This window comes from Micromonospora sp. NPDC007230, assembly GCF_042869115.1.
Lineage (GTDB): Bacteria > Actinomycetota > Actinomycetes > Mycobacteriales > Micromonosporaceae > Micromonospora.
Genome location: NZ_JBIAFE010000001.1, coordinates 466,541 through 491,339 on the forward strand (window position 1 = coordinate 466,541; position 24,799 = coordinate 491,339).

Annotated in this window: 23 protein-coding genes and 1 tRNA gene; 10 read left to right on the forward strand and 14 right to left on the reverse strand. The window is 72.2% G+C overall.

Annotated elements, in window-relative coordinates:
- Positions 1-14 precede the first annotated feature (14 nt).
- Positions 15-482: a MarR family winged helix-turn-helix transcriptional regulator gene (locus ACFYML_RS02300; RefSeq protein ID WP_387419017.1), complete on the reverse strand. Its 468-nt coding sequence runs from the start codon at positions 480-482 to the stop codon at positions 15-17.
- Positions 483-595: 113 nt separating this feature from the next.
- Between ACFYML_RS02300 and ACFYML_RS02305 the strand changes: the two genes are divergently transcribed.
- Positions 596-814 (forward strand): hypothetical protein, encoded by a 219-nt coding sequence (locus ACFYML_RS02305; RefSeq protein WP_387418864.1) that lies wholly within the window; start codon positions 596-598, stop codon positions 812-814.
- Between the two features lie 39 nt (positions 815-853).
- Here the strand turns inward: ACFYML_RS02305 and ACFYML_RS02310 are convergent.
- Positions 854-930: transfer RNA gene (locus tag ACFYML_RS02310), tRNA-Thr, on the reverse strand.
- Between the two features lie 366 nt (positions 931-1,296).
- On the opposite strand from ACFYML_RS02310, the gene ACFYML_RS02315 reads away from it, so the two are divergent.
- The gene (locus ACFYML_RS02315; RefSeq protein ID WP_387418865.1) at positions 1,297-2,388 is read left to right on the forward strand and encodes an ABC transporter ATP-binding protein; all 1,092 of its coding nucleotides are present in this window, start codon (positions 1,297-1,299) and stop codon (positions 2,386-2,388) included.
- A 63-nt stretch (positions 2,389-2,451) separates the two neighbouring features.
- Here ACFYML_RS02315 and rlmB read toward each other — a convergent pair whose 3' ends face one another.
- Together rlmB and cysS are read right to left on the reverse strand one after the other, a co-directional pair.
- Positions 2,452-3,567 carry a 23S rRNA (guanosine(2251)-2'-O)-methyltransferase RlmB gene (gene rlmB, locus ACFYML_RS02320; RefSeq protein ID WP_387418866.1) on the reverse strand — a complete coding sequence of 372 codons (1,116 nt, stop codon included), beginning with the start codon at positions 3,565-3,567 and terminating at the stop codon, positions 2,452-2,454.
- Positions 3,567-4,982: a cysteine--tRNA ligase gene (cysS, locus tag ACFYML_RS02325; protein WP_387418867.1), complete on the reverse strand. Its 1,416-nt coding sequence runs from the start codon at positions 4,980-4,982 to the stop codon at positions 3,567-3,569. Before cysS ends, rlmB begins: the two co-directional genes overlap by 1 nt.
- A 63-nt stretch (positions 4,983-5,045) precedes the next feature.
- Between cysS and ACFYML_RS02330 the strand changes: the two genes are divergently transcribed.
- Both ACFYML_RS02330 and ACFYML_RS02335 read left to right on the forward strand, forming a co-directional pair.
- Positions 5,046-5,693, forward strand: coding sequence for an IclR family transcriptional regulator (locus ACFYML_RS02330; RefSeq protein ID WP_387418868.1), 648 nt, complete (start codon positions 5,046-5,048; stop codon positions 5,691-5,693).
- Positions 5,694-6,154: 461 nt separating this feature from the next.
- Entirely contained in the window at positions 6,155-7,369 is a 1,215-nt protein-coding gene (locus tag ACFYML_RS02335) for a hypothetical protein (RefSeq protein ID WP_387418869.1), read from the forward strand.
- Between the two features lie 130 nt (positions 7,370-7,499).
- On the opposite strand, the gene ACFYML_RS02340 is transcribed toward ACFYML_RS02335, so the two are convergent.
- Both ACFYML_RS02340 and ACFYML_RS02345 read right to left on the reverse strand, forming a co-directional pair.
- Positions 7,500-8,195, reverse strand: coding sequence for an HAD family hydrolase (locus tag ACFYML_RS02340; protein ID WP_387418870.1), 696 nt, complete (start codon positions 8,193-8,195; stop codon positions 7,500-7,502).
- On the reverse strand, positions 8,192-9,151 hold the full coding sequence (locus ACFYML_RS02345) for a DMT family transporter (protein ID WP_387418871.1): 960 nt from the start codon (positions 9,149-9,151) through the stop codon (positions 8,192-8,194). The genes ACFYML_RS02340 and ACFYML_RS02345 overlap by 4 nt, the downstream gene beginning before the upstream one ends.
- Before the next feature lie 85 nt (positions 9,152-9,236).
- Between ACFYML_RS02345 and ACFYML_RS02350 the strand changes: the two genes are divergently transcribed.
- Positions 9,237-9,782, forward strand: coding sequence for a CGNR zinc finger domain-containing protein (locus ACFYML_RS02350; RefSeq protein WP_387418872.1), 546 nt, complete (start codon positions 9,237-9,239; stop codon positions 9,780-9,782).
- Here ACFYML_RS02350 and ACFYML_RS02355 read toward each other — a convergent pair.
- Genes ACFYML_RS02355 through ACFYML_RS02365 form a run of 3 tightly spaced genes read right to left on the reverse strand, consistent with a single transcriptional unit; the run spans position 9,749 to position 10,900 of the window.
- Positions 9,749-9,904 carry a hypothetical protein gene (locus ACFYML_RS02355; protein WP_387418873.1) on the reverse strand — a complete coding sequence of 52 codons (156 nt, stop codon included), beginning with the start codon at positions 9,902-9,904 and terminating at the stop codon, positions 9,749-9,751. The genes ACFYML_RS02350 and ACFYML_RS02355 overlap by 34 nt on opposite strands.
- 10 nt (positions 9,905-9,914) lie before the next feature.
- Positions 9,915-10,097: a DUF397 domain-containing protein gene (locus ACFYML_RS02360; RefSeq protein ID WP_387418874.1), complete on the reverse strand. Its 183-nt coding sequence runs from the start codon at positions 10,095-10,097 to the stop codon at positions 9,915-9,917.
- On the reverse strand, positions 10,088-10,900 hold the full coding sequence (locus ACFYML_RS02365; RefSeq protein WP_387419018.1) for a Scr1 family TA system antitoxin-like transcriptional regulator: 813 nt from the start codon (positions 10,898-10,900) through the stop codon (positions 10,088-10,090). Before ACFYML_RS02365 ends, ACFYML_RS02360 begins: the two co-directional genes overlap by 10 nt.
- Positions 10,901-11,163: 263 nt before the next feature.
- On the opposite strand from ACFYML_RS02365, the gene ACFYML_RS02370 reads away from it, so the two are divergent.
- On the forward strand, positions 11,164-11,430 hold the full coding sequence (locus ACFYML_RS02370) for a hypothetical protein (protein WP_387418875.1): 267 nt from the start codon (positions 11,164-11,166) through the stop codon (positions 11,428-11,430).
- Positions 11,424-11,699, forward strand: coding sequence for a hypothetical protein (locus ACFYML_RS02375; RefSeq protein ID WP_387418876.1), 276 nt, complete (start codon positions 11,424-11,426; stop codon positions 11,697-11,699). Before ACFYML_RS02370 ends, ACFYML_RS02375 begins: the two co-directional genes overlap by 7 nt.
- Before the next feature lie 6 nt (positions 11,700-11,705).
- On the opposite strand, the gene ACFYML_RS02380 is transcribed toward ACFYML_RS02375, so the two are convergent.
- Positions 11,706-13,115 carry a class II fumarate hydratase gene (locus tag ACFYML_RS02380; RefSeq protein WP_387418877.1) on the reverse strand — a complete coding sequence of 470 codons (1,410 nt, stop codon included), beginning with the start codon at positions 13,113-13,115 and terminating at the stop codon, positions 11,706-11,708.
- Positions 13,116-13,167: 52 nt separating this feature from the next.
- The gene (locus tag ACFYML_RS02385; protein ID WP_387418878.1) at positions 13,168-16,149 is read right to left on the reverse strand and encodes a BTAD domain-containing putative transcriptional regulator; all 2,982 of its coding nucleotides are present in this window, start codon (positions 16,147-16,149) and stop codon (positions 13,168-13,170) included.
- Between the two features lie 333 nt (positions 16,150-16,482).
- On the opposite strand from ACFYML_RS02385, the gene ACFYML_RS02390 reads away from it, so the two are divergent.
- A complete protein-coding gene (locus ACFYML_RS02390; protein WP_387418879.1) occupies positions 16,483-18,888 on the forward strand; it encodes a hypothetical protein in 2,406 nt (801 codons plus the stop codon).
- Positions 18,889-18,947: 59 nt separating this feature from the next.
- On the opposite strand, the gene ACFYML_RS02395 is transcribed toward ACFYML_RS02390, so the two are convergent.
- The 3 genes from ACFYML_RS02395 to ACFYML_RS02405 form a co-directional block, all read right to left on the reverse strand.
- Positions 18,948-20,615, reverse strand: coding sequence for a fumarate hydratase (locus ACFYML_RS02395; protein WP_387418880.1), 1,668 nt, complete (start codon positions 20,613-20,615; stop codon positions 18,948-18,950).
- A gap of 67 nt (positions 20,616-20,682) precedes the next feature.
- Positions 20,683-22,080 carry a PQQ-binding-like beta-propeller repeat protein gene (locus ACFYML_RS02400; RefSeq protein ID WP_387419019.1) on the reverse strand — a complete coding sequence of 466 codons (1,398 nt, stop codon included), beginning with the start codon at positions 22,078-22,080 and terminating at the stop codon, positions 20,683-20,685.
- A gap of 152 nt (positions 22,081-22,232) precedes the next feature.
- The gene (locus tag ACFYML_RS02405) at positions 22,233-22,730 is read right to left on the reverse strand and encodes an Lrp/AsnC family transcriptional regulator (RefSeq protein ID WP_387418881.1); all 498 of its coding nucleotides are present in this window, start codon (positions 22,728-22,730) and stop codon (positions 22,233-22,235) included.
- Positions 22,731-22,868: 138 nt separating this feature from the next.
- On the opposite strand from ACFYML_RS02405, the gene hppD reads away from it, so the two are divergent.
- Positions 22,869-24,074, forward strand: coding sequence for a 4-hydroxyphenylpyruvate dioxygenase (gene hppD / locus ACFYML_RS02410; RefSeq protein ID WP_387418882.1), 1,206 nt, complete (start codon positions 22,869-22,871; stop codon positions 24,072-24,074).
- A 10-nt stretch (positions 24,075-24,084) separates the two neighbouring features.
- On the forward strand, positions 24,085-24,798 hold the full coding sequence (locus tag ACFYML_RS02415) for an RDD family protein (protein WP_387418883.1): 714 nt from the start codon (positions 24,085-24,087) through the stop codon (positions 24,796-24,798).
- The last annotated feature ends 1 nt before the right edge of the window (position 24,799 follow it).

Below are 24,799 nucleotides of genomic sequence, written 5' to 3' on the forward strand. Positions count from 1 at the left end.
ACCGCGGGGCCGGGTCATGACCGGCGGTCGTCCGGCGGCGGGGCCGCCTTCGAGGCCTGCTGGGCGGCCTCGATCACCTCGGTGAGGGCGGCGTGCAGCTTCCGGAGGTCGTCGAGCGGCATGCCGAGCCGCTCGACGATGGCCGGCGGGATCCGCTCGGCCCGGCTGCGCAGGGCCCGGCCCTTGGCGGTGAGCGTCACGGCGAGGCTGCGCTCGTCGGCCGGGTTCCGCTCCCGCTGGAGGTAGCCGCTCACCTCCAGGCGTTTGAGCAGCGGCGACAGGGTGCCCGGGTCGAGCTGCAGCAGCCGGCTCAGGTCGCGCACGGAGAGCGGCCCGTGCTGCCACAGCGCGAGCATCACCAGGTACTGCGGGTGGGTCAGGCCCATCGGTTCGAGCAGTGGGCGGTACACCGCCACCACCCCGCGGGCCGCGACGGACAGGGCGAAGCAGACCTGCTGCTCCAGAGCCAGCGGGTCGTCGATCCCGCTCAGGTCACCCGATCCTGCACCGCTTCTCGCCACCCTGTTACCGTACCAATAGTTGGTGCACCAATCATTTGCCCACCAACGAGCGGACGCGGGACGGAGCGTGGACGATGGCTGCCGAGGAGAAGAAGGCACCCGGCGAGGGCGGACGCATCCTGTCCTGGGTGTTCAAGAACCTGGCCGGCCCGCCGACCGTGGAGAACGCCGTCCAGGGCGGCTCCCAGCAGGCCCGCGACCTGTGGAAGCAGGACCTCGAGCGGCGTAAGCAGTGGAGCCGGGAGGAGCGGGAGCGCAAGCGCGCCGAACGCGAGGCCCGCCGTTCCAACTGAGGACGGCGGGCAGCCAGGTGCGGAAACCGGCGGTGCCGTTGGAGCCCCCGGCCGGGATCGAACCGGCGACATCTCGCTTACAAGGCGAGTGCTCTGGCCAGCTGAGCTACAGGGGCGCGTGGTGCCGTGGTCAGCATAGCGACTGAGGCCCGGAAATCCCGTTCCGCACGGCTCCCCAGCACGGAAAACGTCAATTTCGTGACCTCGACGCCGACGTATCGACACCGGGCCGCCCGACAGCCGTGGGGATTGATGCCTCGACGTGCCCGACTGACCGGAATGTGTATGCGGTCCGTCCCATCCCACGCACCCCGTCTTGGCACGATCGGAAAACCCGTTTACGGTGCAGTGACACGGACGACACCTCCGGTCCGCCTCGGCTGCCTGGGGTGACCGCCCGTTGGCCGGCACCGTGGGTGCCGGTCGCTCCTTCCACTCGGATCGTCCGGCACGTTCCTGCCGGTGAAAGGAAGCGCTCCACCATGGCTACGGTCACCTACGCGAAGGCGTCCCGGATCTACCCGGGCACCGAGCGCCCCGCCGTCAACAAGCTCGACCTGGAGATCGGCGACGGGGAGTTCCTCGTCCTGGTCGGCCCGTCGGGTTGCGGCAAGTCCACCAGCCTGCGGATGCTCGCCGGCCTCGAGGACGTCGACGACGGCGCCATCTACATCGACGACCGGGACGTCACCCACCTGCCGCCGAAGGCCCGCGACATCGCGATGGTCTTCCAGAACTACGCGCTCTACCCGCACATGACGGTGTACGAGAACATGGCGTTCGCGCTCAAGCTGCGCAAGACCTCGAAGTCGGAGATCGACCGGCGGGTCAAGGAGGCGGCGGCGCTGCTCCAGCTCGAGGACTTCCTCAACCGCAAGCCGAAGGCGCTCTCCGGTGGTCAGCGCCAGCGGGTCGCCATGGGCCGCGCGATCGTCCGGGAGCCGCAGGTCTTCCTCATGGACGAGCCGCTGTCGAACCTCGACGCCAAGCTCCGGGTGCAGACCCGTACGCAGATCGCGTCGCTCCAGGCCAAGCTGGGCGTCACCACCGTGTACGTGACCCACGACCAGGTCGAGGCCATGACCATGGGTCACCGGGTCGCGGTCATGCTCGACGGCGTCCTCCAGCAGGTGGACACCCCGCGGGCGCTCTACGACACCCCGGCCAACGTCTTCGTCGCCGGCTTCATGGGCTCCCCGGCCATGAACATCAAGACGGTGCCGCTGAGCGAGCAGGGCGCCGAGTTCGCCGAGATGCACGTGCCGCTGACCCGCGAGCAGGTCGAGGCGGCCAAGGCCGAGGGCGGCGACGGCAAGGTCACCGTCGGTTTCCGGCCGGAGGACTGCGACCTGGTCAGCCCGACCGAGGGCGGCATGCCGGTCGTGGTCGAGCTGGTCGAGGACCTGGGCTCCGACGCCAACGTCTACGGCCACGCCGCGCTCGGTGGCAGCTCCGAGCGGTTCGTCGTGCGGACCGACCGCCGCACCATGCCGAACATGGGTGACACCGTGTTCGTCAAGCCGCGCCAGGGCCGCAGCCACGTCTTCCACGCCGCCACCGGCAACCGGATCTGACGTACGTAAAAGGGGCGGTCCGCCACGGCGGACCGCCCCTTTTCGTGTCTTCCGAGAAGGGCGTCAGACCTCGACGGCGCGGCGCCGGGCGACCTCGGCGAGGGTGACCGCAGCGGCGACGCTGGCGTTGAGCGACTCGACGTCGGAGATCATCGGGATGCGCACGGTCAGGTCGCACGTCTCGCCGACCAGCCGGGACAGCCCGCGGCCCTCCGAGCCGACCACCACGACCAGCGGGCCGACCGCGGCCTCCAGGTCGTACAGGTCGGTCTCGCCGTCGGCGTCCAGGCCGACCACGACGAAGCCGGCGTCCTTGCACGCCTTCAGCGACCGGGTCAGGTTGGTGACCTGGGCGACCGGCACCCGCGCGGCCGCGCCGGCGCTGGTCCGCCAGGCGGTCGCCGTGATCCCGGCCGCCCGCCGCTCGGGTACGAAGACGCCCTGCGCGCCGAACGCCGCGGCGGACCGGATCACCGCGCCGAGGTTGCGCGGGTCGGTGACCCCGTCCAGCGCGACCAGCAGCGGGCACGCCTGCTCCAGCGCCGCTGCCATCAGGTCCTCGAACGGCTCGTATGCGAACGGCGGGACCTGGAGGCCGACGCCCTGGTGCAGCACCCCGCCGGTCATCCGGTCCAGCTCGGCCCGGCTGACCTCCAGGAGCGCGATGCCCCGGTCGGCGGCTGTCCGGACGATCTCGTTGATCCGGTCGTCGACGTCGATGCCCTGCGCCAGGTAGAGGGCGGTGGCCGGCACCTGGGCGCGCAGCGCCTCCAGCACCGGGTTCCGTCCGACCAGCAGCTCCGGGCTGTCCTTCGCCGGGTTGGACCGGCGGCCCGGAGCGACCCGGGGACCGCCCCGGGCGGCCGGCTTGCCCTTGCCACCCTTCACCGGGACGCCGGCGCGGCTGCCCTTGCCCCAGGTGGTGTCCTTGCTGCCCGGCTGGCCGATCTTGGGGGCGCGCCCCTCCTCGGCCGCCGAGCGGCGCTCCTTCTCCTGCTTCCAGGCGGTGCGCTGGGGCAGCTTCTCGGTGCCCGAGTATGCCTTGTGCCAGGGTCGCTCGTCGGCGGGCAGGGTGCGGCCACGGCCCGCGAGGGCGTCCTTGTTCTTGCCGCCGGAGCCCTTCGGGGCGCATGCCTTCGGCGTCAGTCGCCGGCCACGGCGCTGCGAGTTGCCGGCCATCAGTCCTGCTCTCCAATAGTCCAACGGGGGCCCTGGGGGGTGTCCTCGACCACCACGCCGGCCTGCTTGAGCTGGTCGCGTACGGCGTCGGCGGCGGCCCAGTCCTTGCGGCTGCGGGCCTGGGCGCGCTGCTCCAGGGCCAGCGCGATCAGGGAGTCCACCACGCCACGCAGGTCGCTCGCGCGGCCACCGCCGGTCCAGGCCGGGTCCAGGGGGTCGACGCCGAGGATATCCAGCATCGCCCGGGCGGCGGCCAGGGTCGTGCGGACGGTCACATCGTCGCCGGCGGCCAGCGCGCTGTTGCCGTCCTTGACCACCTCGTGCAGCACGGCCAGGGCGGCCGAGGTGTTGAGATCGTCGTCCATCGCGGCGGCGAAGCCGGCCGGCATTTCGCCGCGCTGCCCGCCGCCGACCCGCTCGGCGGCGCGCTGCACGAAACCCTCGATCCGCCGGTACGCGACGGCGGCGTCGCGCAGCGAGTCCTCCGAGTAGTCGATGCGGGACCGGTAGTGCGCGGCGACGTAGTAGTAGCGCAGCTCCACCGGGCGCACCCCGAGGGACGCCACGTAGTCCAGATCGAGGGTGTTGCCCAGCGACTTGCCCATCTTGGCGCCGCCGATGCTGAGCAGCCCGTGGTGCACCCAGTAGCGGGCGAACGCCAGGTCGGCCGCCTGCGACTGGGCGATCTCGTTCTCGTGGTGCGGGAAGGTCAGGTCGAGCCCGCCGCCGTGGATGTCGAACTCCGCGCCCAGGTAGCGCCAGCACATCGCCGAGCACTCGATGTGCCAGCCGGGCCGGCCCCGGCCCCACGGCGACGGCCAGTACGCGTCCGCCGGCTCGTCCGGCTTGACGCCCTTCCACAGGGCGAAGTCGCGCGGGTCGCGCTTGCCCCGCTCGGGTGTGTCCCCGGCGGGCTGCATGTCCTCCGGCGACTGCCCGGACAGCGACCCGTACGCCGGCCAGGAGGCCACGTCGAAGTAGACGTCGCCGGAGCCGTCGGTGGCCGGGTAGGCGTGCCCGGTCTCGATCAGCCGGGCGATCAGCTCGTGCATCTCCGGGATGTGCCCGGTGGCCCGCGGCTCGTAAGTCGGCGGCAGCACGTTCAACGCCCGGTACGACTCGACCAGGATCTGCTCGTTGGCGTACGCGATCGACCAGAACGGCCGCTCCTGCTCCACCGCCTTGACCAGGATCTTGTCGTCGATGTCGGTCAGATTGCGGATGAAGGTCACCTCGAAGCCGGAGGCGAGCAGCCAGCGCCGCAGCACGTCGTAGTTGACGCCGGAGCGAAGGTGGCCGATGTGCGGCGGGGCTTGGAGGGTGAGACCACACAGGTAGACCCCCACCTTGCCGGTTTCCCGCGGGACGAAGTCCCGCACCGATCGGGCGGCGGTGTCATACAGGCGTAGCGTCACCGTACAAGGGTAGCCGTCCGCGACATTTCGAGGTTGTGCGGAGCCGGTCGTACGCTGCGTGCTGTGGACACGGCGGCACGGGCGGGAGAGACGGCCCAGACCCTGGACCGGGGGCTGCGCCTGCTGCACCTGGTCGCGGACGCACCCGGCGGGCTGACGGTCACCGAGGCGGCGAACCGGCTGGGCATCGGCCGGGCGGCGGTCTACCGGCTGGTCGGCGCGCTGACCGGGCACGGCATGCTGCGGCGCGACGGTGCGGGCAAGCTCCGGCTCGGTGCGGGCGTGCTGCACCTGGCCCGCCGCGCCCAACCACTGCTCGCCGAGGGGGCCCTGCCGGCGCTGCGGCGGCTGGCCGAGCAGACCGGGGCGACGGCCCACCTGACCGTGGTCGAGGGAGGTGAGGGGGTCGCCCTCGCCGTGGTGGAGCCGAGCTGGACGTCGTTCCACGTGGCGTACCGGACCGGGTCCCGGCATCCGCTGGAGCGGGGCGCGGCGGGGCGGGCCATCCTCGCCGGCCGGTCGGGCGCCGCCGGCCCGGTGAGCACCAGCGGCGAACTGCAGTCCGGGGCGTACGGAGTGGCCGCGCCGGTGCTCGGCGTGCCCGGGTTGGAGGCGAGCGTCGGGGTGGTGTCGCTGACCCCGCTCGACGTGGCGGTGGTCGGCGACCAGGTCACCGTCGCCGCCCAGGCGATCGCCACCGCCCTCGCCTGACGCACCGCCCCGCCCCGCCCGATCGGCGAAGCGGCGGTATCCCCCAGGCCGGATACCGCAATGTCAGCGAAGCGGCGGTAGCCGAACATGCGGGATACCGCCGGGTCCGCGACGTGGCAGGCGCTCCCAGTCCGGCCGCGCTTGTCGGTCGGCGCGGGCGGGCCCGTCCCCAGGCCGGATGTCCGGGTCGGCCGTCCCGAGGCCGGCAGGCAGCCGGCTTCCGGACAGCGCCCGCCTTCCGCCAGGTCGGCGCACTGGCGGTATCCGCCGACTCCGGACACCGCCAAACCGGCGACAGAGCGGCAATGCGCGCCCACCGGAGTAAAGGCGGTGGCCACCGCGGGGCCTCTACCACAACGTGCGGGCGGTGTGGCGGTTGTCCACAGGGCGGGGCAGCGAGACCGGCCACCGTTGTCCACAGGGATATCCCTCGCCCGAGCTGCGCCGCCAGGCTTGTTCCCATGCCTCCTCATCCGCACCGGCCGGCCGAGTTGGCCTGGCAGGTCTTCCGTGGCTCGGACGTGGTCCAGCGTGGGCTGCTGACCCGGCATCAGCTCCGGGGCGCATCTTGGCTCCGCATCCGGCACGACGTCTACGCCGACGCCCGGCTCGACCGTGACCACGCGCTGGCCTGCCGGGCCGCCCTGCTCCGGCTGCCACCGGGCACGCTGATCGCCGGGCCCTCGGCCGCGTACCTGCACGGCGTGGCGCACGCCGCTGGTTTCGGGGACGACGTGCACGTTCTGCTGCCGCCGATGGCCCGTGCCGACTCCCAGCCTGGCATCCGGGTCCACCGCATCCGTCCGGACGTGTCCCCCACCTGCGCAGGCCTCGTCATCGCCGGCAGCGCCACCGCCGGGGTGCCGGCGACCGCCAGCAGCAGCGTCGACCGGACACAGATCGCCGCCACGACCACTGACCAGACGAGCACCTCTAGCCGCACCGTCGACCAGATGAGCGCCTCTGCCCGCACCGCCGACCAGACGAGCACCGCGAGCATCGCCGCCGGTCGGATCGACAACACCAGCCGGTCCATTCCGGCGTCGGCGCTCGCCACCTCCGTTCGACCGGTCAGGCGGGCTGCCCCGCCCATCGCCCGTCGGGCCGGCCAGGTCGGAGCAGACCCGATTCGCCCTGGCCGTTCGTCCTGGGTGCCGCGCAGCGACCCGGCGGCGTGTGCCTGGGAGACCGCGGTGTGGGCCGACCCGGTGCGGGCGGTCGGCATCCTCGACGCGCTGCTGGCTCAAGGTGTGGTCAGCCGGAGCACACTCGCCGACATAGCGGACCGCAACGCTGGACGACCCGGTGGCCGACGCGCGAGTTGGGTGTTCGGGTTGGCGGATCCGGCGGCGCAGTCACCGCCGGAGTCGCACCTACGGGTCCGCCTGGTGCTGGCCGGGTTGCCGCGACCGGTCGCGCAGCACCCGGTCCGGTTCGACTCCGGGCTGGTCCTGCATCCTGATCTGGCCTGGCCGCAGTTCCGGGTCGCCGTCGAATACGACGGCACATGGCACGCCGACGCCGACCAGCTGCACCGCGACCGGCAACGGCTCAACCAGGTCGTCGGTGGCGGCTGGCTGGTGCTGCACGTGACCAGCCGCCGCCTGCACCGGGATTTCACCGCCGTGGTCCGCGAGGTCCGGGCCGCGCTCGTCGCCCGGGGATGGCGAGCGTGAGATGCGCCGAAACGTCGATGTGGCGGTATCCCGGGCACCTGGATACCGCCACATCGCCGACACGGTCCGCGGTCGCGGCGCCGGCGCGGGCCCCGCGGCGGGAGGGTGCGGCTGAGGGCCGGAGGACGAGTCAGGGGCGGGCGAGGAGATCGAGAAGGAGGTCGGGGAGGTCGGCGAGCGTGGACACCTCGGCGTCCGGGGTCAACCCGGAGGGGCGGGGCAGGCCGGCCCGGTTCAGCCAGACGGCGCGCAGTCCGACGCGCTGCGCCGCCACCACGTCGTGCGCTGGCGAGTCCCCCACGTACACGATCCGCTCGGGCGGCAGTCCGGCCGCCGTCACCACGGCGGCGTAGAACTCCGGCGCGGGCTTCTTCGGCAGGCCGTTCTCGTGCGCGTACAGCTCGAAGGTGAACTGGCCGGCGAGCCCGCAGCGTTCGGCGCGGCTGTTGCCGTTGGTGGCCAGGCCCAGCAGGTGCCGCGGGCGCAGCGCGGCCAGCGCGGGCACCGCGTCCGGGAACGGCCGGCTCAGCGCGAAGCGGCGGGCGAAGAAGAGCGCGGCGAACTCGTCCAGGTGCTCGTCGAGGCCGGCCCGGGCCAGCGACCGGGCCAGCGCCGCCCGCCGGATCTCCTGCACCGGCGCGGCGCTCAGCGCGCCGAACACCGCACCCCAGTCCGACTCCAGGTCCGCCAGGGAGACCTCGGCGGCCGCCGGGGTCCACCGCCGCATCTCCTCGAGCACGGCCACCAACGCGCCGGTGACCGCCGGGCGCAGGTCGATCAGGGTCTCGTCGGCGTCGAAGACGACCGCGGTACGCGGTGCGCTCACCGCTCGCCGGCCAGCGCTGGCTCGGCCGGGGCCGCCGGGACCGTCTCCGGCGTGCGCAGCTCGTCCAGCCGGACCAGGGCGACCCCGACCACGATCAAGGCCCCGCCGAGCAGCTGGACAGCGGTCGGCAGTTCGGCCAGCACCAGCCAGGCGATCAGCACCGCGAACATCACCTCGGTCAGCCCGACGAAGGAGGACAGGCGCGCGCCGAGCAGCCGGGCTCCCGCGACCCCGGCCAGATACGCGACCACCGCGGCGATCAACGACAGCCCGGCGATCGGCACCAGCCAGCTCACCTGGTGCCCGGCGAAGGTGACGTCGGCGGTGTCGGCCCGCAGCGGCAGCAGCCGGGCCATGCCGAGCAGGGCGAGTGCCAGCGCGCCGATGGCCATCCCGCCGCTCGCCATCACCACGGACGGCAGCGCGGCGTCCACCCGACCGGCGATGACGTAGTAGCCGGCCAGCCCGACCCCGGCGCCGAGCCCCCAGAGCACCCCGATCGGGTCGAGCCGTCCGGCGCCGGTCAGGTCCAGCACGAACACCAGCCCGCCGAGCGCGGTTAGCGACCCGATCACGGTGAGCAGTCGGGGTCGCTGGCCGTGGACCAGCCACATCCAGCCGACCACCAGCACGATGCCCAGATATTCCAGCAGGAGCGCGACACCGACCGGCAGGTAGCGGACCGCGTTGAAGAAGCACGCCTGGGCCACCGCCACCCCGAGCAGTCCGAACACGACGATCGTGCCGGCGTTGCGCCGCAGCACCGGCCACCGCCCGCGCAGTGCCAGCAGCGCCGGCACGGCCAGCACCAGCGCCGCGATGCCGACCCGGGCCAGCACCACCGCCTCGGCGGACCAGTCGCCGGCGATCAGGGAACGGGCGAAGCTGCCCGAGGTGGCGAACGTGAGCGCGGAGAGCAGGGCCAGGCCGAGGCCGACGCCGGACCGTTCACGCATCGACAGCTCCTTGATCGAACGACCGGTCATTGGTGAAACATGGTTATGCTGATGACGCTAGGCCGGCATCCTGACAGGAGTCAAGTTGCTATTCGCCCATGACACCGAGTGTGGCCTGGTCGCCGCCGCGGGACTGGTGAACACCGCCGGGCCGGACCGGGAGGGCCTGCCCGACGTGCCCGCCCTCGACGAGTTCATCGCCGCGCACGGCTGGTCCGGCCGGCACGAGCACACCGACGCGGAGCTGCGCGAGGTCCGCGCGCTGCGCCCCCGGCTCCGCCGGATCTGGTACGCCGACACCGACGAGGTGGTGGCCATCGTCAACGGGCTGCTTCGCGAGTCGCACGCGCTGCCCCAGCTCATCCGGCACGACGGCGAGCCGTACCACCTGCACGCCGTGCCGCGCGACGCGCCGCTGGCGACCCGGATGGCCGTCGAGGCCGCCATGGCGATGGCCGACCTGGTCCGCACCGGTGAGCTCAGCCGACTACGCCTGTGCGACCACCCGGACTGCGACAAGGTGCTGGTCGACCTCTCGAAGAACCGGTCCCGCCGGTTCTGCGACACCGGCTGCGGCAACCGTGCCGCCGTGAGCGCCTACCGGGCCCGCAAGGCGGCGGCCCACTCCTGACCTGCCCGGGGCCAGTCCTCCCGGCGCAGCTCGCACTCGACCTCGCCGTGCTCGGTCCCCTGGATCGGGTCGTCGAAGGTCAGGTGGAAGGACGCACCGCAGCCGGCCTTTGCGCCGGGCAAGGTGGTCGCGTCAGCGCGGCGGTGCCGCGACGAAGGCGCGCCAGGCGTACGGGTCGAAGGCGAGCACCGGCCCGGCCGGGTCCTTGCTGTCCCGCACCCCGACCACGCCCGGCAAGTTCGTCGCCACCTCGACGCACTGGTCGTTGGAACCACTCCGACGGCTCTTACGCCACCGGGCACCGGTCAACTCCATGATTCCGCCACTTCCCTCAGCCGCTCGATCGATTCCTGCGGCGGCAGTGCCACGGCGAGGGTAGCCTCCCAGGTCCGTTGCAGTCGCATGAGATCAGCCGACCTGTCCAGCTCCTGCCCGCCGATCTGGCCACCGAGGAAGGCCAACTCCACTCCGTCAGCCATGCTGGCGAGGATGAATGGGCCGTTCAGGCCTGGATACTCCTCTGCAGCCCACGGCACGACGTGGATCCGGACGTGCGGATGCTCGGCGGCGAGGCGGGCCAGGTGCAACACCTGGTCGCACATGACCTTTCGACCGCCCACCCGCCGTCGCAGCACCGCCTCGTCCATCACAGCCACGAGCCGAGGTGGGCGCTCGGCGTAGAGCACCCCTTGGCTGTCCATCCGGTCGGCGAGCCGCCGCTCGACTTCGTCGGGGTTGAGCAGCGGATCGGATTCGAAGACTGCTCGCGCATACAGCTCGGTCTGCAACAAACCTGGAACGTGGAGCGGGTCGAACCAGCGCAGGGCCCACGATTCCGCCAGGATCGCCCGCCAGCCGAGGATCCAGGGCTGGGCTCGGTCGAGGCTGACCAGGTCGGTGAGCATACGGCCGAAGAGGCCACCGGTGTCGAGAGCCTTGTCGAACTGTTCCAGGTATTTGGGTGTGGGCGGCTGCTGGCCCAGTTCCACCGCGCTGATCATCGACGGTGAGTAGTTGACCGCTTTCGCCAGCTCGTCCTGACTCCAGCCCCGACGAACCCGTGCCCGGCGTAGTTCCGCCACCAGGAACGCCGCCGCGGTCATCTGCCCACCCGCCATCTCCAGCCGCCCTCCAGGAACCGATTGATCGACTCCAGCGCCGCGCCACCGGCGAATCGGCCCACCCCATAGGCCCTCGGACAGCGCGGACAAACCCTTCCGACCGTAGCGGTGTCCTCACCAGACTGTGAAGCGCGACGCCCGCCGCTCATCCCCAGAGGGGCCGGCGCGATCGCAGTGGGACCGCCCGCTCCCCCGGCGGGGCGGTCCCACCAGCCGGGGTGATGTCGCAAACGATTCAGCTCCACAGGAGGGACAAAGCCATGCCCCGGTCGTCCTCGAACCAGCGCCCGGTCCCCCTCGCGCCCCGCCACCGCCGGACCTGGCGCGGCCTGCGCCGGTACTGCTCCTGCGGCCTACGCTGGCGCACCTGCCCGGACCGGCATGCGGCCGTGCCGATCGAGCACGCCGCCCCCGGGGAGCCGAGCCGCCCAGCGTGGGCCAACGCCACGGTGGCGAACCCGCAGGTCGGCCGCGCCGGGCGGCTCACCCTCGCCCAGTCCTGGCGGGCCAACGGCGGCCGGTGGTGACCGGCCCGACGGCGCCGGCGCGGCCGCACCTGCCGCTGCGCCCACTCTGGCTCTGCCGGTCCTGTGCGACCCCGTGGCCGTGCGCCGCCGCCCGCCTCACCCTCGTCCGGGAGTACGCCGACGACCCGGTCGCCCTCGCCGTCTACCTGTGCGGGGTCCTGCACGAGGCGACGGCCGACCTGTATCTCCTGCATCCGAACGACCCGCCCGACCCGGCCGCGCTCTTCGACCGCTTCCTCGGGTGGGCACGGCGGCGAGGCGTGCCGTGAACCGGGTCAGGGGTGGGTCATCCGGAGCAGGTCCAGGGCCTCGTCGAGCTGGGCCTCACTGAGCTTGCCCGAGGCGACGTGCCCCCGGGAGAGCACCACCTCCCGGATCGAGACCTGCCTGGCCAGCGCCTCCTTGGCGATCGAGGCGGCCTCGTCGTACCCGAGGTGGCGGTTGAGCGGGGTGACGATCGACGGCGAGCCCTCGGCGTACGCCAGGCAGACCTCGGCGTCCGCGACCAGGCCGACCACCAGGCGGTCGGCGAAGAGGCGGCTCGACGCGGCCAGCAGCTTGATCGACTCCAGCAGGTTGCGGCCCATCACCGGGAGCATCACGTTCAGCTCGAAGTCGCCCTGCGAACCGGCGAACGCGACCGTGGCGTCGTTGCCGATGACCTGCGCACAGACCTGCCGCATCGCCTCGGCGACCACCGGGTTCACCTTGCCGGGCATGATCGACGAGCCGGGTTGGAGATCGGGGATGCGCAGCTCCCGCAGGCCGGCCCGGGGGCCGGAGCCCATCCAGCGGATGTCGTTGGCGATCTTGTACAGGCCGACCGCGATGGTGCGGAGCTGGCCGGAGGTCTCCACCAGCGCGTCCCGGGCGCCCTGCGCCTCGAAGTGGTTGCGCGCCTCGGTCAGCGGCAGCCCGGTCGACTCGCGCAGCTTCTCGATCACCCGGCCGGCGAAGCCGAGCGGGGTGTTGATGCCGGTGCCGACGGCGGTGCCGCCGAGCGGCAGCTCGGCCAGCCGCGGCAGCGCGGACTCCAGCCGCTCGATGCCGTAGCGGACCTGGGCGGCGTACCCGCCGAACTCCTGGCCCAGCGTGACCGGGGTGGCGTCCATCAGGTGGGTACGTCCGGCCTTGACCACGGTCTCGAACTCGGCCGCCTTCTCCTCCAGCGCCCCGGCCAGGTGCTTCAACGAGGGGATCAGATCCTCCACCACGAACTGGGTGGCGGCCAGGTGGATCGACGTCGGGAACACGTCGTTGCTGGACTGCGAGGCGTTGACGTCGTCGTTCGGGTGCACGTTCCGGCCCAGCTCCCGGCTGGCCAGCGTGGCGATCACCTCGTTGGCGTTCATGTTGGACGACGTGCCGGAGCCGGTCTGGAAGACGTCGACCGGGAACTGGTCGTCGTAGCCGCCGTCGGCCACGTGCGCGGCGGCGGTGGTGATCGCCTCGGCCACGTCCGCCTCGATCACCCCCAGCTCGCCGTTGACCTGGGCGGCGGCCCCCTTGATCTGCGCCAGCGCCTTGATCTGGGCCGGTTCCAGGCCCCGCCCCGAGATCGGAAAGTTCTGCACCGCACGCTGGGTCTGCGCCCGCCACAACGCCTCGGCTGGGACCTCCACCTCGCCCATCGAGTCGCGTTCGATCCGGTAGCCGGTCGCCTCTGGAGTCGTCACGCGTACCATCCTGCCGCGCTGATCGCCGGACCGCAGGGAAAGCTGGTCGGGGCCGCGCTCGTCAGCTCAACTCCGCGAGCAGTCTTGCCGTGCTCTGCTGGTCCGGGGACTCGACCTGCCGGAACAGGGCCAGCGCCCGGCTCGCGTACGTCCGGGCGGCCTGCGGATCGGTGGCGCGCAGGCAGCGGGCCATCCCGTCCAGTGCCCGGGCCTGCTCGTAGCGGAGCCCGAGCTTGGTGGCGTCCTGGAGGACCCGGCGATGCAGGTCGAGCGCCCCCGGCCCGTCCCCCTGGTCGAACAGCGCGCGGGCCAGCAGGTTGCGGGACGCGCACTGGCCGCTCCGGTCACCGGCCCCGGTCATCGCCAGCAACGCCTCGCGGTGCCGGAGCGCCGCCTGCCCGGGGCGCCCCGCGCGGCGTTCCATCACCCCGATCTCGTTGAGCACCTCGCCCTCGCCGAACCGGTTGTGCTCCCTGCGCTTGAGTAGCAACGCCAGTCCCAGCAGCCGCCGGGCGGGCACCAGGTCCCCCATCCGGTGCCGGATCATCCCGAGGTGCCCGAGGGCGTTGGCCGACATGCGCAGGTCGGGGCCGCGCCGGGGGAGCAGGAGCTGGTGCCTGGCGGTCCGTAGCGCCTCCTCGTAGCGGCCGTGGTGCAGCAGTGCCATCGACAGGTTGTTGAGCAGGCTCCCCAGCACCCCGGTCTCGTCCGGGTAGCGGGCCAGTCGTACCGCGGCCTGGATGCACTCCTCGGCGCGGCGATACTCGTCGCCGCTGAGGTATGCGCCGCCCAGGTTGCCCAGCATGATCCGCAGGTCCCGGTGCAGGCCGGCGCGGCGGTACCGGTCGAGGACGGCCTCCATCAGCCGGATCGCCTCGGCGAACCGGGCCAGCCGGTAGTGGGCCGACGCGAGGTAGTTCATGGTCATCGCCGCCGCCCCGTCGTCGCGCAGCGCCTCCGCGGCACGCAGGGCGATGGTGTGCGTCTCGACCAACTCGTCGAGATGACCCCCGTCGAAGTACGACCGCCAGCACACCCGGGCCAGCTGCCAGCAGTGCCGGAGGAAGCCCTCGGTCTCGGCGAGCCGGACCAGGGCGGTCAACGCCGCCCGGTTCTCGTCGAACCAGCTACGGCCCTGGTCCAGAGTGGCCGCGACCAGGTCGGGGCGCGGCGGCGGTGGCAGGCGGTCCAGGGCGTCGGTGACGACCAGTTCCATCGTCCGGGCGATCGCAGCCGCCACGTGCAGGTGGTGATCGAGCAGCCGTTCCATCCCGGCTCGGCACTCGCCGGCTCGATCCGGATCCGTCAGCAGCCCTCGGGCATACTCCCGCAGCAGATCGTGCAGCCGGTACCGGCCCGGCTCCACCTCCTCCGCCAGATGGGCGTCGACCAGTTCGTCGAGCAGATCCGGCACATCGGATAGGGGCAACTCGGCGAGCGCCGCAGCCACCCGGTTGTCGAACCGGACGCCGGGATGCAGCCCGAGCAGCCGGAAGAGCCGCTGCGCCGGAGGCGACACCTGGGCGTACGAGAGGGCGAAGGCCTGCCCGACGGAGCGCTCGCCGGCCGCAAGCTCAGCCAGGGGGTCCCGTCCGGCCGCCAGGCGCTCGGCCAGGTCCGCGATCCGCCACGTCGGACGGTGCGCCAGGCGGGTGCCGGCCAACCGGATCGCCAGTGGCAGGTGACCACAACGGCGGACCACCTCGGCGGCGGCCTCCGGCTCGGCGGCCACCCGGTCCGGGCCGGCGATCCGGGCGAGCAACTCGACCGCCTCGTCGGGCTTCAGCACCGGGAGGGACGACGGCCGCCCGTCGTCGAGCCCGATCAGCCGACGCCGGCTGGTGATCAGGACGAGATTGTCCGGCCCGTTGGGCAGCAGCGGCGCCACCTGCACGCTGTCGGCCGCGTTGTCGAGCACCACCAGGGCCCGCCGGTCGGCCAGCTCGCTGCGCCACATCGCCAGCCGGTCGTCGAGGTCGAGCGGTACCCGCTCGGGCGGCACACCGAGCTGGCGGAGCAGCACCGCCACCGCCGCGGCCGGGGCCAGTGGGTTGCGCTCGCTGTGCCCGTGCAGGTCGATGAAGACGTGCGCGTCGGGGTAGCGGTCACCCAGGGCGGTCGCCACGTGTACGGCCAGAGTGGTCTTGCCGCTGCCGGCCATCCCGTCGATGAGCTGGACCCGGGCCCCGTCCTCCTCGATCTCCTTCACCAGCCGGGCGACGGTCTGCTGCCGCCCGGTGAAGTCGCTGATCGCCCGGGGCAGCGAGCGGACCGGCACCGCGGCCGGGCTCGCCGGAGCGCCGAACGCCGTTTCCCCGGCGAGCACCCGCTGGTGCAGCTCCTGCAGCGCGGCACCGGGCTCGATGCCCAGCTCCTCGGCGTAGATTCGGCGGCCCTCGCGATAGACGGCGAGCGCGTCCGCCTGCCGGCCGACCGCGGACAGCGCGAGCATGAGCTGGCCGCGCAGCCGCTCCCGCAGCGGATGCCGCTCCACGCTCTCGGCCAGTTCGTCGATCAGGTCGGCTGCCTGGTGCAGCCGCAGTTCGACGTCGACGCAGTCCTCCAGCGTGGCGATGCGCTGCTCGTCGAGGGCCTGCGCCCGGCGCCGTACGCGTCGGCTGGCGATCCCGCTCAGCGCCGGGCCGCGCCAGAGGGCCAGCGCGGCCCGGTAGTGCTGGCGCGCCTCGGTGGGCTGGCCGGCGGCCACGGCGGCCCGACCGGCCTCGACCGTACGGGCGAAGGCCGCCGCGTCCAGATCGGCCGGGTCGACCCGGATGCCGTAGCCGACCGGGTCGGTGACGATGGTCTCGGGCGGCAGCCCGAGCAGGGCGAGCCGCTGCCGCAGCCGCGACACGCAGATCTGGAGCTGGGCGCGGGCGGTGGCCGGCGGTCGCTCCTCCCAGAGCGCGTCGACCAGTTCCTCGATGGGCACCACCCGGCCGTTGCGCAGCAACAGCATGGCGAGCACGGTCCGGTCCCGGCCCGCGGTGACGGTGGCCTCGCCATCGCCCACCCGCAGGGGTCCCAGGATCCCGAACCGCATCTGCTTCCCGTACGCCTTCCTGTGCAACTTCGAGCAGAGTAGCCCGGCGGTCACAGGTCGCCGCGCCCGGACGATAGCGATCTGATAGCGGATCGACAGCGCCAGCCCCGAGACTCTTCCCGGGTTGTCGGCGACGACATCCGACGGGGGCGGTGCGCCCGCTGGGAATCCCCCCTCCCGGCGGGCGCACCGACGTCATTGAGCGGGACGACGGCTGCCACGGCCTGGCCGAAAGTCGGGGGCGACCCACGCAGTTATTCACTTAAGATCGTGAAAATTCCTTCACTCCATTCGGAGGCACTCACCTTGCACGTCAACGGGGGTTCCCCCGGCGTGCCCACCGCACGCCGGTGGCGCGTACCGCGCCGTTTCCTCACCATGGGCCTCTCGGCCCTGCTCACCACCGCAGGCGCCCTGGCCGTCACCGGCCAGCCGGCCGCTGCCGGCGTGAGCCGCTGGGTCGTGCCGACCAGCATGAGTTACATCGACGCTCGCCAGCCCACGACGGCCTTCCCGATCGCCGCCGGCGCGGAAGCGCCGGTCGGGACCTGGGAGGCGGACGGGGCCAAGCACACCTCGCGGGCCTACTTCACCTTCGATCTCACGCCCTACCTGGGCAAGGAGATCGTCAACGCCGAGCTGCAGACGGGCGAGACCGCGGTCGACGACTGCACCAAGCCGCGCGAGCTGGAGCTGTGGCGTACCGACACCCCGGCGGCCACCCCCACCTGGGCGGACGCCCCAGCGGTCCGCGAGAAGGTCGGCGATCTGGCCCCCGACTTCACCCCGTGCCCCGCGAGCTATCTGGAGATGCTGGTCACCGCGGCGGTGCAGCGGGCTGTCGACGAGGGGCGGGACTCGCTCACCCTGATGGCCCGGATCGCCGGGGACCACGAGGAGGGCAAGCACCTCAGCCGGCGGATCAAGCGGCCGGGCATCTCGCTGACCGCGAACGCCGCACCGAACGTGCCGGGGAAGCTGACCGTCTCGGGCCTGGCCTGCGCCGACGGCCTGCGGATCGGCACCACCACGCCGACCTTCTCGGCCGAGGTGACCGACCCCGACATGGTGGACGGCCACGCAGGCGACCAGGTGACGGCCACCTTCGCCTGGTGGCCGGTCGACCGGCCGGAGCAGCGGACCGAGTGGACGTCGTACTCGAGGTACGCGCCGGCCCGGTTCACCTACGCGGTCCAGCCCGGGCTGATGGTCAACGCCGGCACGTACGCCTTCGCGGTGAAGGCCGCCGACCAGCGGGCGGACTCCGGCTGGTCGCCGGAGTGCCGGTTCACCGTCGACACCAAGGTCCCGCCGACGCCCAAGGTCACCTCGACCGACTACCCGTCCGGCTGGAACTGGCCCGGGTCCGGCGGCGTCGGCATCCCCGGCCAGTTCACCTTCACCGCCACCGGCGCCGACGACGTCGCTGGTTTCCGGTACGGCTTCTGGTACGCGACGACGTACGTCGCCGCCGACGCGACGGGCACTGCGACGGTCTCCATCACGCCGGAGCAGGACGGCCCGACCCGCCTGTACGTGCAGACCGTGGACAAGACCGGCAACCGCTCCCCGGACACCGTCTACGAGTTCATCGTGCGCAACACGGCGCCGACGGTCACCGATGGCGACCCGGATGCGCGGCTGGGCCACCCCCGCACCTTCACGTTCGCGCCGAACATGACGGGCGTGGTGGAGTATGTCTGGCAGCTCAACGACGGCGCGGAGCACACCGTGGGGGCCGACGCCGAGGGCCGGGCCACCGCCGTGGTGACGCCGACGACGGCGTGGAACACCCTGCACGTACGCAGCCGCACCCGGGATGGCCTGGTCTCCGGGGACGCCGCCTACAACTTCTACGTCCGGAGCGAGCCCCTGGTCAGCTCGGCGCAGTGGCCGCTGGACGGGTCGGTCGGCGCGCCGGTCGGCACCAAGGGCAGCTTCGTCTTCAAGCCGGGCATGGACGGCGTCGCCGAGTACGTCTACTCGATCAACTGGGGTGAGCAGGTGACCGTGCCGGCCGGCGAGGACGGCAGCGCGACAGTCAGCTACACCCCGGAGTCGGCGTACTGGCACAGCATCCAGGTGTTCAGCCGGACCGCCGACGGCGACGAGTCGGCCACCGCCGACCTGTCGTTCGAGGTGGCCTCGCTCGCGCCGACGGCCGAGTCCGCGGTCTACCCCCGCAACGGCACCGGCGGTGGCCCGGGCGTGCCGGGCACCTTCACCTTCCGCCCGCACGAGGGCAGCACCGGTGTCACCTCGTACGTCTACACGTTCCGCGGCGAGCCGGAGCGGACCGTCGCGGCGGGATCGGACGGCACGGCCACCATCGAGTGGACGCCGAGCGGTACCTACGACGAGATGTGGGGCGGCTGGACCGAGCTGCAGGTGCGGGCCCGGACGGCCGACGGGGTGACCACTGATCCGGACTTCTACTCGTTCCGCGTGGACCCGCTGAGCCCGATGGTCTCCTCCGATGTGTTCATCTGGGGCGGCACCGCGACGGTCGGCACAACCGGTGATTTCACCTTCACCGCCCAGCTGCCCGGCACCACCGAGTTCGTCTACTCGTTCGACGGGGGCCCAGAGCAGATCGTGGCTGCCGATGTGGCCGCCACGGCCCGGGTGGGCTGGACCGCTGGGTCGCCGTACAACCACGAGCTGGTCGTGCGCAGTCGCACCGCGGCCGGGGTGACGTCCGGCCCGGCGTACTACCAGATCTGGATCGACCAGGGCTGACCACGGACAACCGAAGGGGCGCCGGGTGGATTCCACCCGGCGCCCCTTTCGGGTCCGCGTCAGCGCCGCCCGACGGTGAGCACCGGCTTGGTGACCTCGGCGAAGAAGTCGTTGCCCTTGTCGTCGACGACGATGAACGCGGGGAAGTCCTCCACCTCGATCTTCCAGACCGCCTCCATGCCGAGCTCGGGGTATTCGAGCACCTCGACGTGCTTGATGCAGTCCTGGGCGAGCCGGGCGGCCGGGCCGCCGATCGAGCCGAGGTAGAAGCCGCCGTGCTGGTGGCAGGAGCGGGTGACCTGGGCCGAGCGGTTCCCCTTGGCCAGCATCACCATCGACCCGCCGGCCGCCTGGAACTTCTCCACGTACGCGTCCATCCGGCCGGCCGTGGTCGGGCCGAACGAGCCGGAGGCGTAGCCCTCGGGGGTCTTGGCCGGACCGGCGTAGTAGACGGCGTGGTCGCGGAGGTACTGCGGCATCGGCTCACCGGCGTCCAGCCGCTCGGCGATCTTGGCGTGTGCGATGTCCCGGGCCACCACCAGCGGGCCGGTCAGCGACAGCCGGGTCTTCACCGGGTACTTCGACAGCTCGGCGCGGATCTCGTCCATCGGCCGGTTGAGGTCGACCCGGACCACCTCGGACGCGTCGAGCTGCGCATCGGTCACGTCGGGCAGGTAGCGCGCCGGGTCGGTCTCCAGCCGCTCCAGCCATACCCCGGACGGAGTGATCTTGGCGACGGCCTGCCGGTCGGCGGAGCAGGAGACGGCGATCGCCACCGGGCAGGAGGCGCCGTGCCGGGGCAGCCGGACCACCCGCACGTCGTGGCAGAAGTAGCGCCCGCCGAACTGCGCGCCGATGCCGAAGTTGCGGGTCAGCTCCAGCACCTCGGCCTCCAACTCCAGGTCACGGAAGCCGTGCGCGCTCATCGAGCCGGAGGTGGGCAGGGTGTCCAGGTACTTGGCGGAGGCGTACTTGGCGGTCTTCAGCGCATACTCGGCGGAGGTGCCGCCGATGACGATGGCCAGGTGGTAGGGCGGGCAGGCCGCGGTGCCGATCAGCCGCAGCTTCTCCTCCAGGAACTGCATCATCCGCGTCGGGTTCAACAGCGCCTTGGTCTCCTGGTAGAGGTAAGACTTGTTGGCCGACCCGCCGCCCTTGGCCATGAACAGGAACTTGTACGCGTCCGGGTGCCCGTCCGGGTCCTCGGCGTAGAGCTCCACCTGGGCGGGCAGGTTGCTGCCGGTGTTCCGCTCCTCCCACATGGTCAGCGGGGCGAGCTGCGAGTAGCGCAGGTTCAGCCGGGTGTACGCCTGGTAGACGCCGCGCGAGATGGCCTCGGCGTCGGTGCCGTCGGTGAGCACGTGCCGGCCGCGCTTGCCCATCACGATCGCGGTGCCGGTGTCCTGGCACATCGGCAGCACCCCGCCGGCGGCGATGTTGGCGTTGCGCAGCAGGTCCAGCGCGACGAACCGGTCGTTCGGCGAGGCCATCGGGTCGTCGATGATCGACCGGAGCTGGGCCAGGTGCGCCGGGCGCAGGAAGTGGGCGATGTCGTGCATCGCCTCGGCGGTCAGCGCGGTCAGCGCGGAGGGCTCCACGGTGAGGAAGCGACGGCCACCCGGGCCGTTGACGACGTCGACGCCCTCGTCGGTGACCAGGCGGTATTCGGTGTGGTCGGGACCGGTCGGCAGCAAGGGGGCGTACGAGAACGCGGCGGCACTGCTCATGACGGAAAAGCCTAGGGCAGCGGCGTCGATCGGTGGCACCCGCCGGGGGCGTCCTGGGATGCCGCTCTCACCCGCCGTTGCCCGCCGAGTCGCACAGCTCCCGCTTCGGTCCGCAGTTCCCCTGATCCGACGGGGGGACAGAGGTGCTGCCATCCGGGTTCGGGCCGGGCGCGCCGTCGTCGTTGACCGGCGGGGGCGCCACCGACGTTCCGGCGCCCCAGCGGACGTACCCGATCTCCCGACCCTCCCCGATGATCATGCCGTTCGGGCCGACCGCCAGGGCGTTCGCCGAGGTGCGCAGCACGGCGAGCTCCCGTCCGGTACGCGGGTCGACCGCGACCAGCCGGGACGGCTTCTCCTCGCCGATCACCGCCGCGTACGGGGTGAGGGCCGCCCCGCTCTTCGATCCGGCGGCCCGGGTCCACCGGTTTTGGTCGACCGACAGCTCCCGGCCGAGGATCGAGCGCTTGTCCGCGCTGCGCACCAGCGCGTACCGGTCGTCGACGGCGAGCAGCTTCTCACCGTCCGCGCCGACGTGGAGCAGCCGGCCGTCGTACCCGTCGAGCACCGCCTCGCGGCCGTCCGGGGCGACCCCGATCAGCACGTTCCGGGCACCCTGCGGGTCCTCCCGCTGCACGCAGCCGGCGTAGTCCGCGGTCCGCAGGTTCACCCCGCTGCGCTGCCACACCTGCCGGCCGGTCGCCGGGTCGACGGCGGAGACGGCGAAGTAGCAGCTGCCGTCCCGGGAGGTGGCGTTGATCCGGAGCAGCCGGCCGCCGATCACGGCCAGCCGCTCCTCCCGGCCGGGCTGGACGTTCTGCAGCACCCGGCCGGTGGCCGTGTCCACCACGTGCACCCGCCCGTCGACGGGGAAGCCGAGCAACGGCGGGACGTCCTCCGGCCCGGCCACGCCGCCGTCGATCCGGGGAGCGCTCAGCCGCCGGGTGCCGAGCAGGTCCGGGTTGTCGGCGAGCAGCCCGCTGTGCACGCCGGGCAGGAAGGCGGTCCACAGCGGCTTGGTGCCGCGCGGTTCCCAGGCGCTCAGCGTGCAGTCGGTGGCGTCCGCGCAGCGCGCGTCGAGCAACAGGTTCCGGTAGGTCCAGACCGCTACCGCCCGGTCGTCGCTCCGGCGCACCGCACCGCTGGTCGGGTCGAGCAGTTCGTACCCCTTCACGAGGAGCTTGCCCACGGCGACGACCGGGTCCCGGTCGCCGCCGGCGACCGCCGCCCAGTCCGCCTTGCGCTCCCAGAGCTGGGTGCCGGTGGCCAGGCTGCGCGCCTCGACCCGGGTGCGTTGCTCGACGACGACGGTGTCGCCGGCGATGGTGACGCTCTTCGGCGTGCCGCCGACCCGCTGCTGCCAGACCACGTCCGGCTCGGCGATCGGCTCGCTCCGGTCGACCCAGTCCCACATGGTCGGGAACGGGTTCCACACGCCGGTGGCGGCGAGCACGATCACGGTGATGAGCCCCAGCAGCAACCAGCCGCGTACGCCAAGGCCCTTCACACCGCACACGGTAGCGACGATCACCGCGCCGCCGAGCCCGCGCGGCTGCGTGTCGCGCCGGTTTCTGCGCCGGCCAGCGTGTTAAGAGGGGCGCCGGGCCGCGTAAGGCGTCAGGCCGGGGCCCGGCGGGCGGCGGAGCGGACCAGGGGAAGCGTGCGGTAGGGGATCTGCTCGGCGAGCGCGATGATCGTGGAGGCGCGCCGGATCCCCTCCGACGAGACGATCTGGTCGATCACCCGCTGCAGGTCGGTGTTCGACCGGGCCACGATCCGGCAGAGCAGGTCGCTGGAGCCGGTGATGGTGTGCGCCTCCAGCACCTCGGGGATGGCGGCCAGGTGCGCGGTGACCGGATCGTGGCCGTGCCGCTGGCTGATCTCCAGGGTCACGAAGCTGGTCACCCCGAAGCCGATCGCGGCCGGGGCGATGTCCGGGCCGAAGCCGACGATCACCCCCCGGTCGACCAGCTTGTCGAGCCGAGCCTGGACGGTGCCCCGGGCCACGCCGAGCCGGCGGGAGCACTCCAGCACCCCGATCCGCGGCTCCTCGGCGAGCAGTTCGAGCAACCGCGCATCCAGTTCGTCGAGCTGTACATCCTGACCAGCGTTCATGGGGTTTCACTTTACGGATTGCACAAGCTGACCAGCAATTCTGGCAACTGTTGCCCAACCGCGGCGGGAAAGCAATCCTCGCCACAACAGCAGTCAACGGCGGCCCACGAGGCCGGCCGGTACGCAAGGGAGGCCACCATGACCCAGGCGATCGACCGACCCCAGTCGACCGAGGAGGTCGACGTCGACGCCCTCGTCGGCGCCGTCGACCACGACATCAGCCGGGACCCGTTCCCGGTCAAGGGTCTCGACCACGTGCACTTCCTGGTGGGCAACGCCAAGCAGGCCGCCCACTACTACTCCACCGCGTTCGGCATGACCTGCGTGGCGTACCGGGGCCCGGAGCAGGGCTACCGGGACCACGCCCAGTACGTGCTGACCAGCGGCTCGGCCCGGTTCGTGCTGACCGGCGTGGTCCGCCCGGACGCCGAGGGCGCCGAGCACGTGGCGAAGCACAGCGACGGCGTCTCCGACATCGCGCTGGAGGTGCCGGACGTGGACGCCGCGTACGCCCACGCCACCGCCCAGGGCGCGACCGGCCTGGTCGAGCCGCACGACCTCAGCGACGAGCACGGCACCGTCCGGCTGGCGGCCATCGCCGCGTACGGCGACACCCGGCACACCCTGGTCGACCGGTCCCGCTACACCGGCCCGTTCCTGCCCGGCTTCGTGGCCCGCGGCCCGATCGTGGACCGGCAGCCGATGATCGACGCGGGCATCCAGCCGAAGCGCTTCTTCCAGGCCGTCGACCACGTGGTCGGCAACGTGGAGCTGGGCCGGATGGACGAGTGGGTCGAGTTCTACAAGCGCGTCATGGGCTTCAGCAACATGGCCGAGTTCATCGGTGACGACATCGCCACCGACTACTCGGCGCTGATGAGCAAGGTGGTCGCGAGCGGCACCCGCAAGGTGAAGTTCCCGCTCAACGAGCCGGCCGTCGCCCGCAAGAAGTCGCAGATCGACGAGTACCTGGAGTTCTACCAGGGCCCGGGCGCCCAGCACATCGCCGTGGCCACCAACGACATCCTGGCCAGCGTCGACGCCATGCGGGCCGCCGGCGTCGAGTTCCTCGACACCCCGGACTCCTACTACGAGGACCCGGAGCTGCGCGCCCGGATCGGCAAGGTGCGGGTGCCGATCGAGGAGCTGCAGTCCCGCAAGATCCTGGTCGACCGGGACGAGGACGGCTACCTGCTCCAGATCTTCACCAAGCCGGTGCAGGACCGTCCGACCGTCTTCTTCGAGCTGATCGAGCGGCACGGCTCGCTCGGCTTCGGCAAGGGCAACTTCAAGGCCCTGTTCGAGGCCATCGAGCGGGAGCAGGAGAAGCGCGGCAACCTGTAACACTGTCCGCGTGACCCAGCCTCCCTCGAACGCGTATCCGCCGCCCGCCGGGCCCCCGCCCGCGGGCGGCGGCTTCGCGCCCCCTTCCGGACCGCCGTACGCGCCCCCCGCGCAGTACGCCCCGCCGGCGTACGCCGGGCTGCCGGGGTACCCCCCGCCCGCGCATCCGCCGTACCCGGGATTCGTGCCGCCGGCGCTGGCGCCGAACGGTCAACCGCTCGCCAGCTTCACCGACCGGCTGCTCGCCTGGCTGATCGACACCGCGGTGGCGAGCGCCCTCGCCATGGTGCTCTTCCTGCCGGTCTTCGTCTGGCTGGTGGTCCGGATGGTGGACCAGATGCCGCCGCCCGGCCCGGACGGGACGGTGGCCGAGCTCGACCCGTCGGTGCTCATCACCGACGTCTTCCTGCCGGTGCTCCTCGCCGAGCTGGGGATCTTCGCGCTCCTGCTCGTCTTCTACTGGCTCTACCACGTGGAGTACGCCCACCGGACCGGCCAGACGCTCGGCAAGAAGGTGATGAAGATCCGCATCGTCCCGGTCGAGCCGGGCGCCACCCTGACCCGGGGCGCGCTGGGCAAGCGGTACCTGGTGGAGTTCGTCGCCGGCTCGCTGGTGCCGTTCCTCAACTACCTCGACGGCTTCTGGCAGCTCTGGGACAAGCCCTGGCAGCAGTGCCTGCACGACAAGTTCGCCGGAACCGTCGTCGTTAAGGTTGCACCGTGAG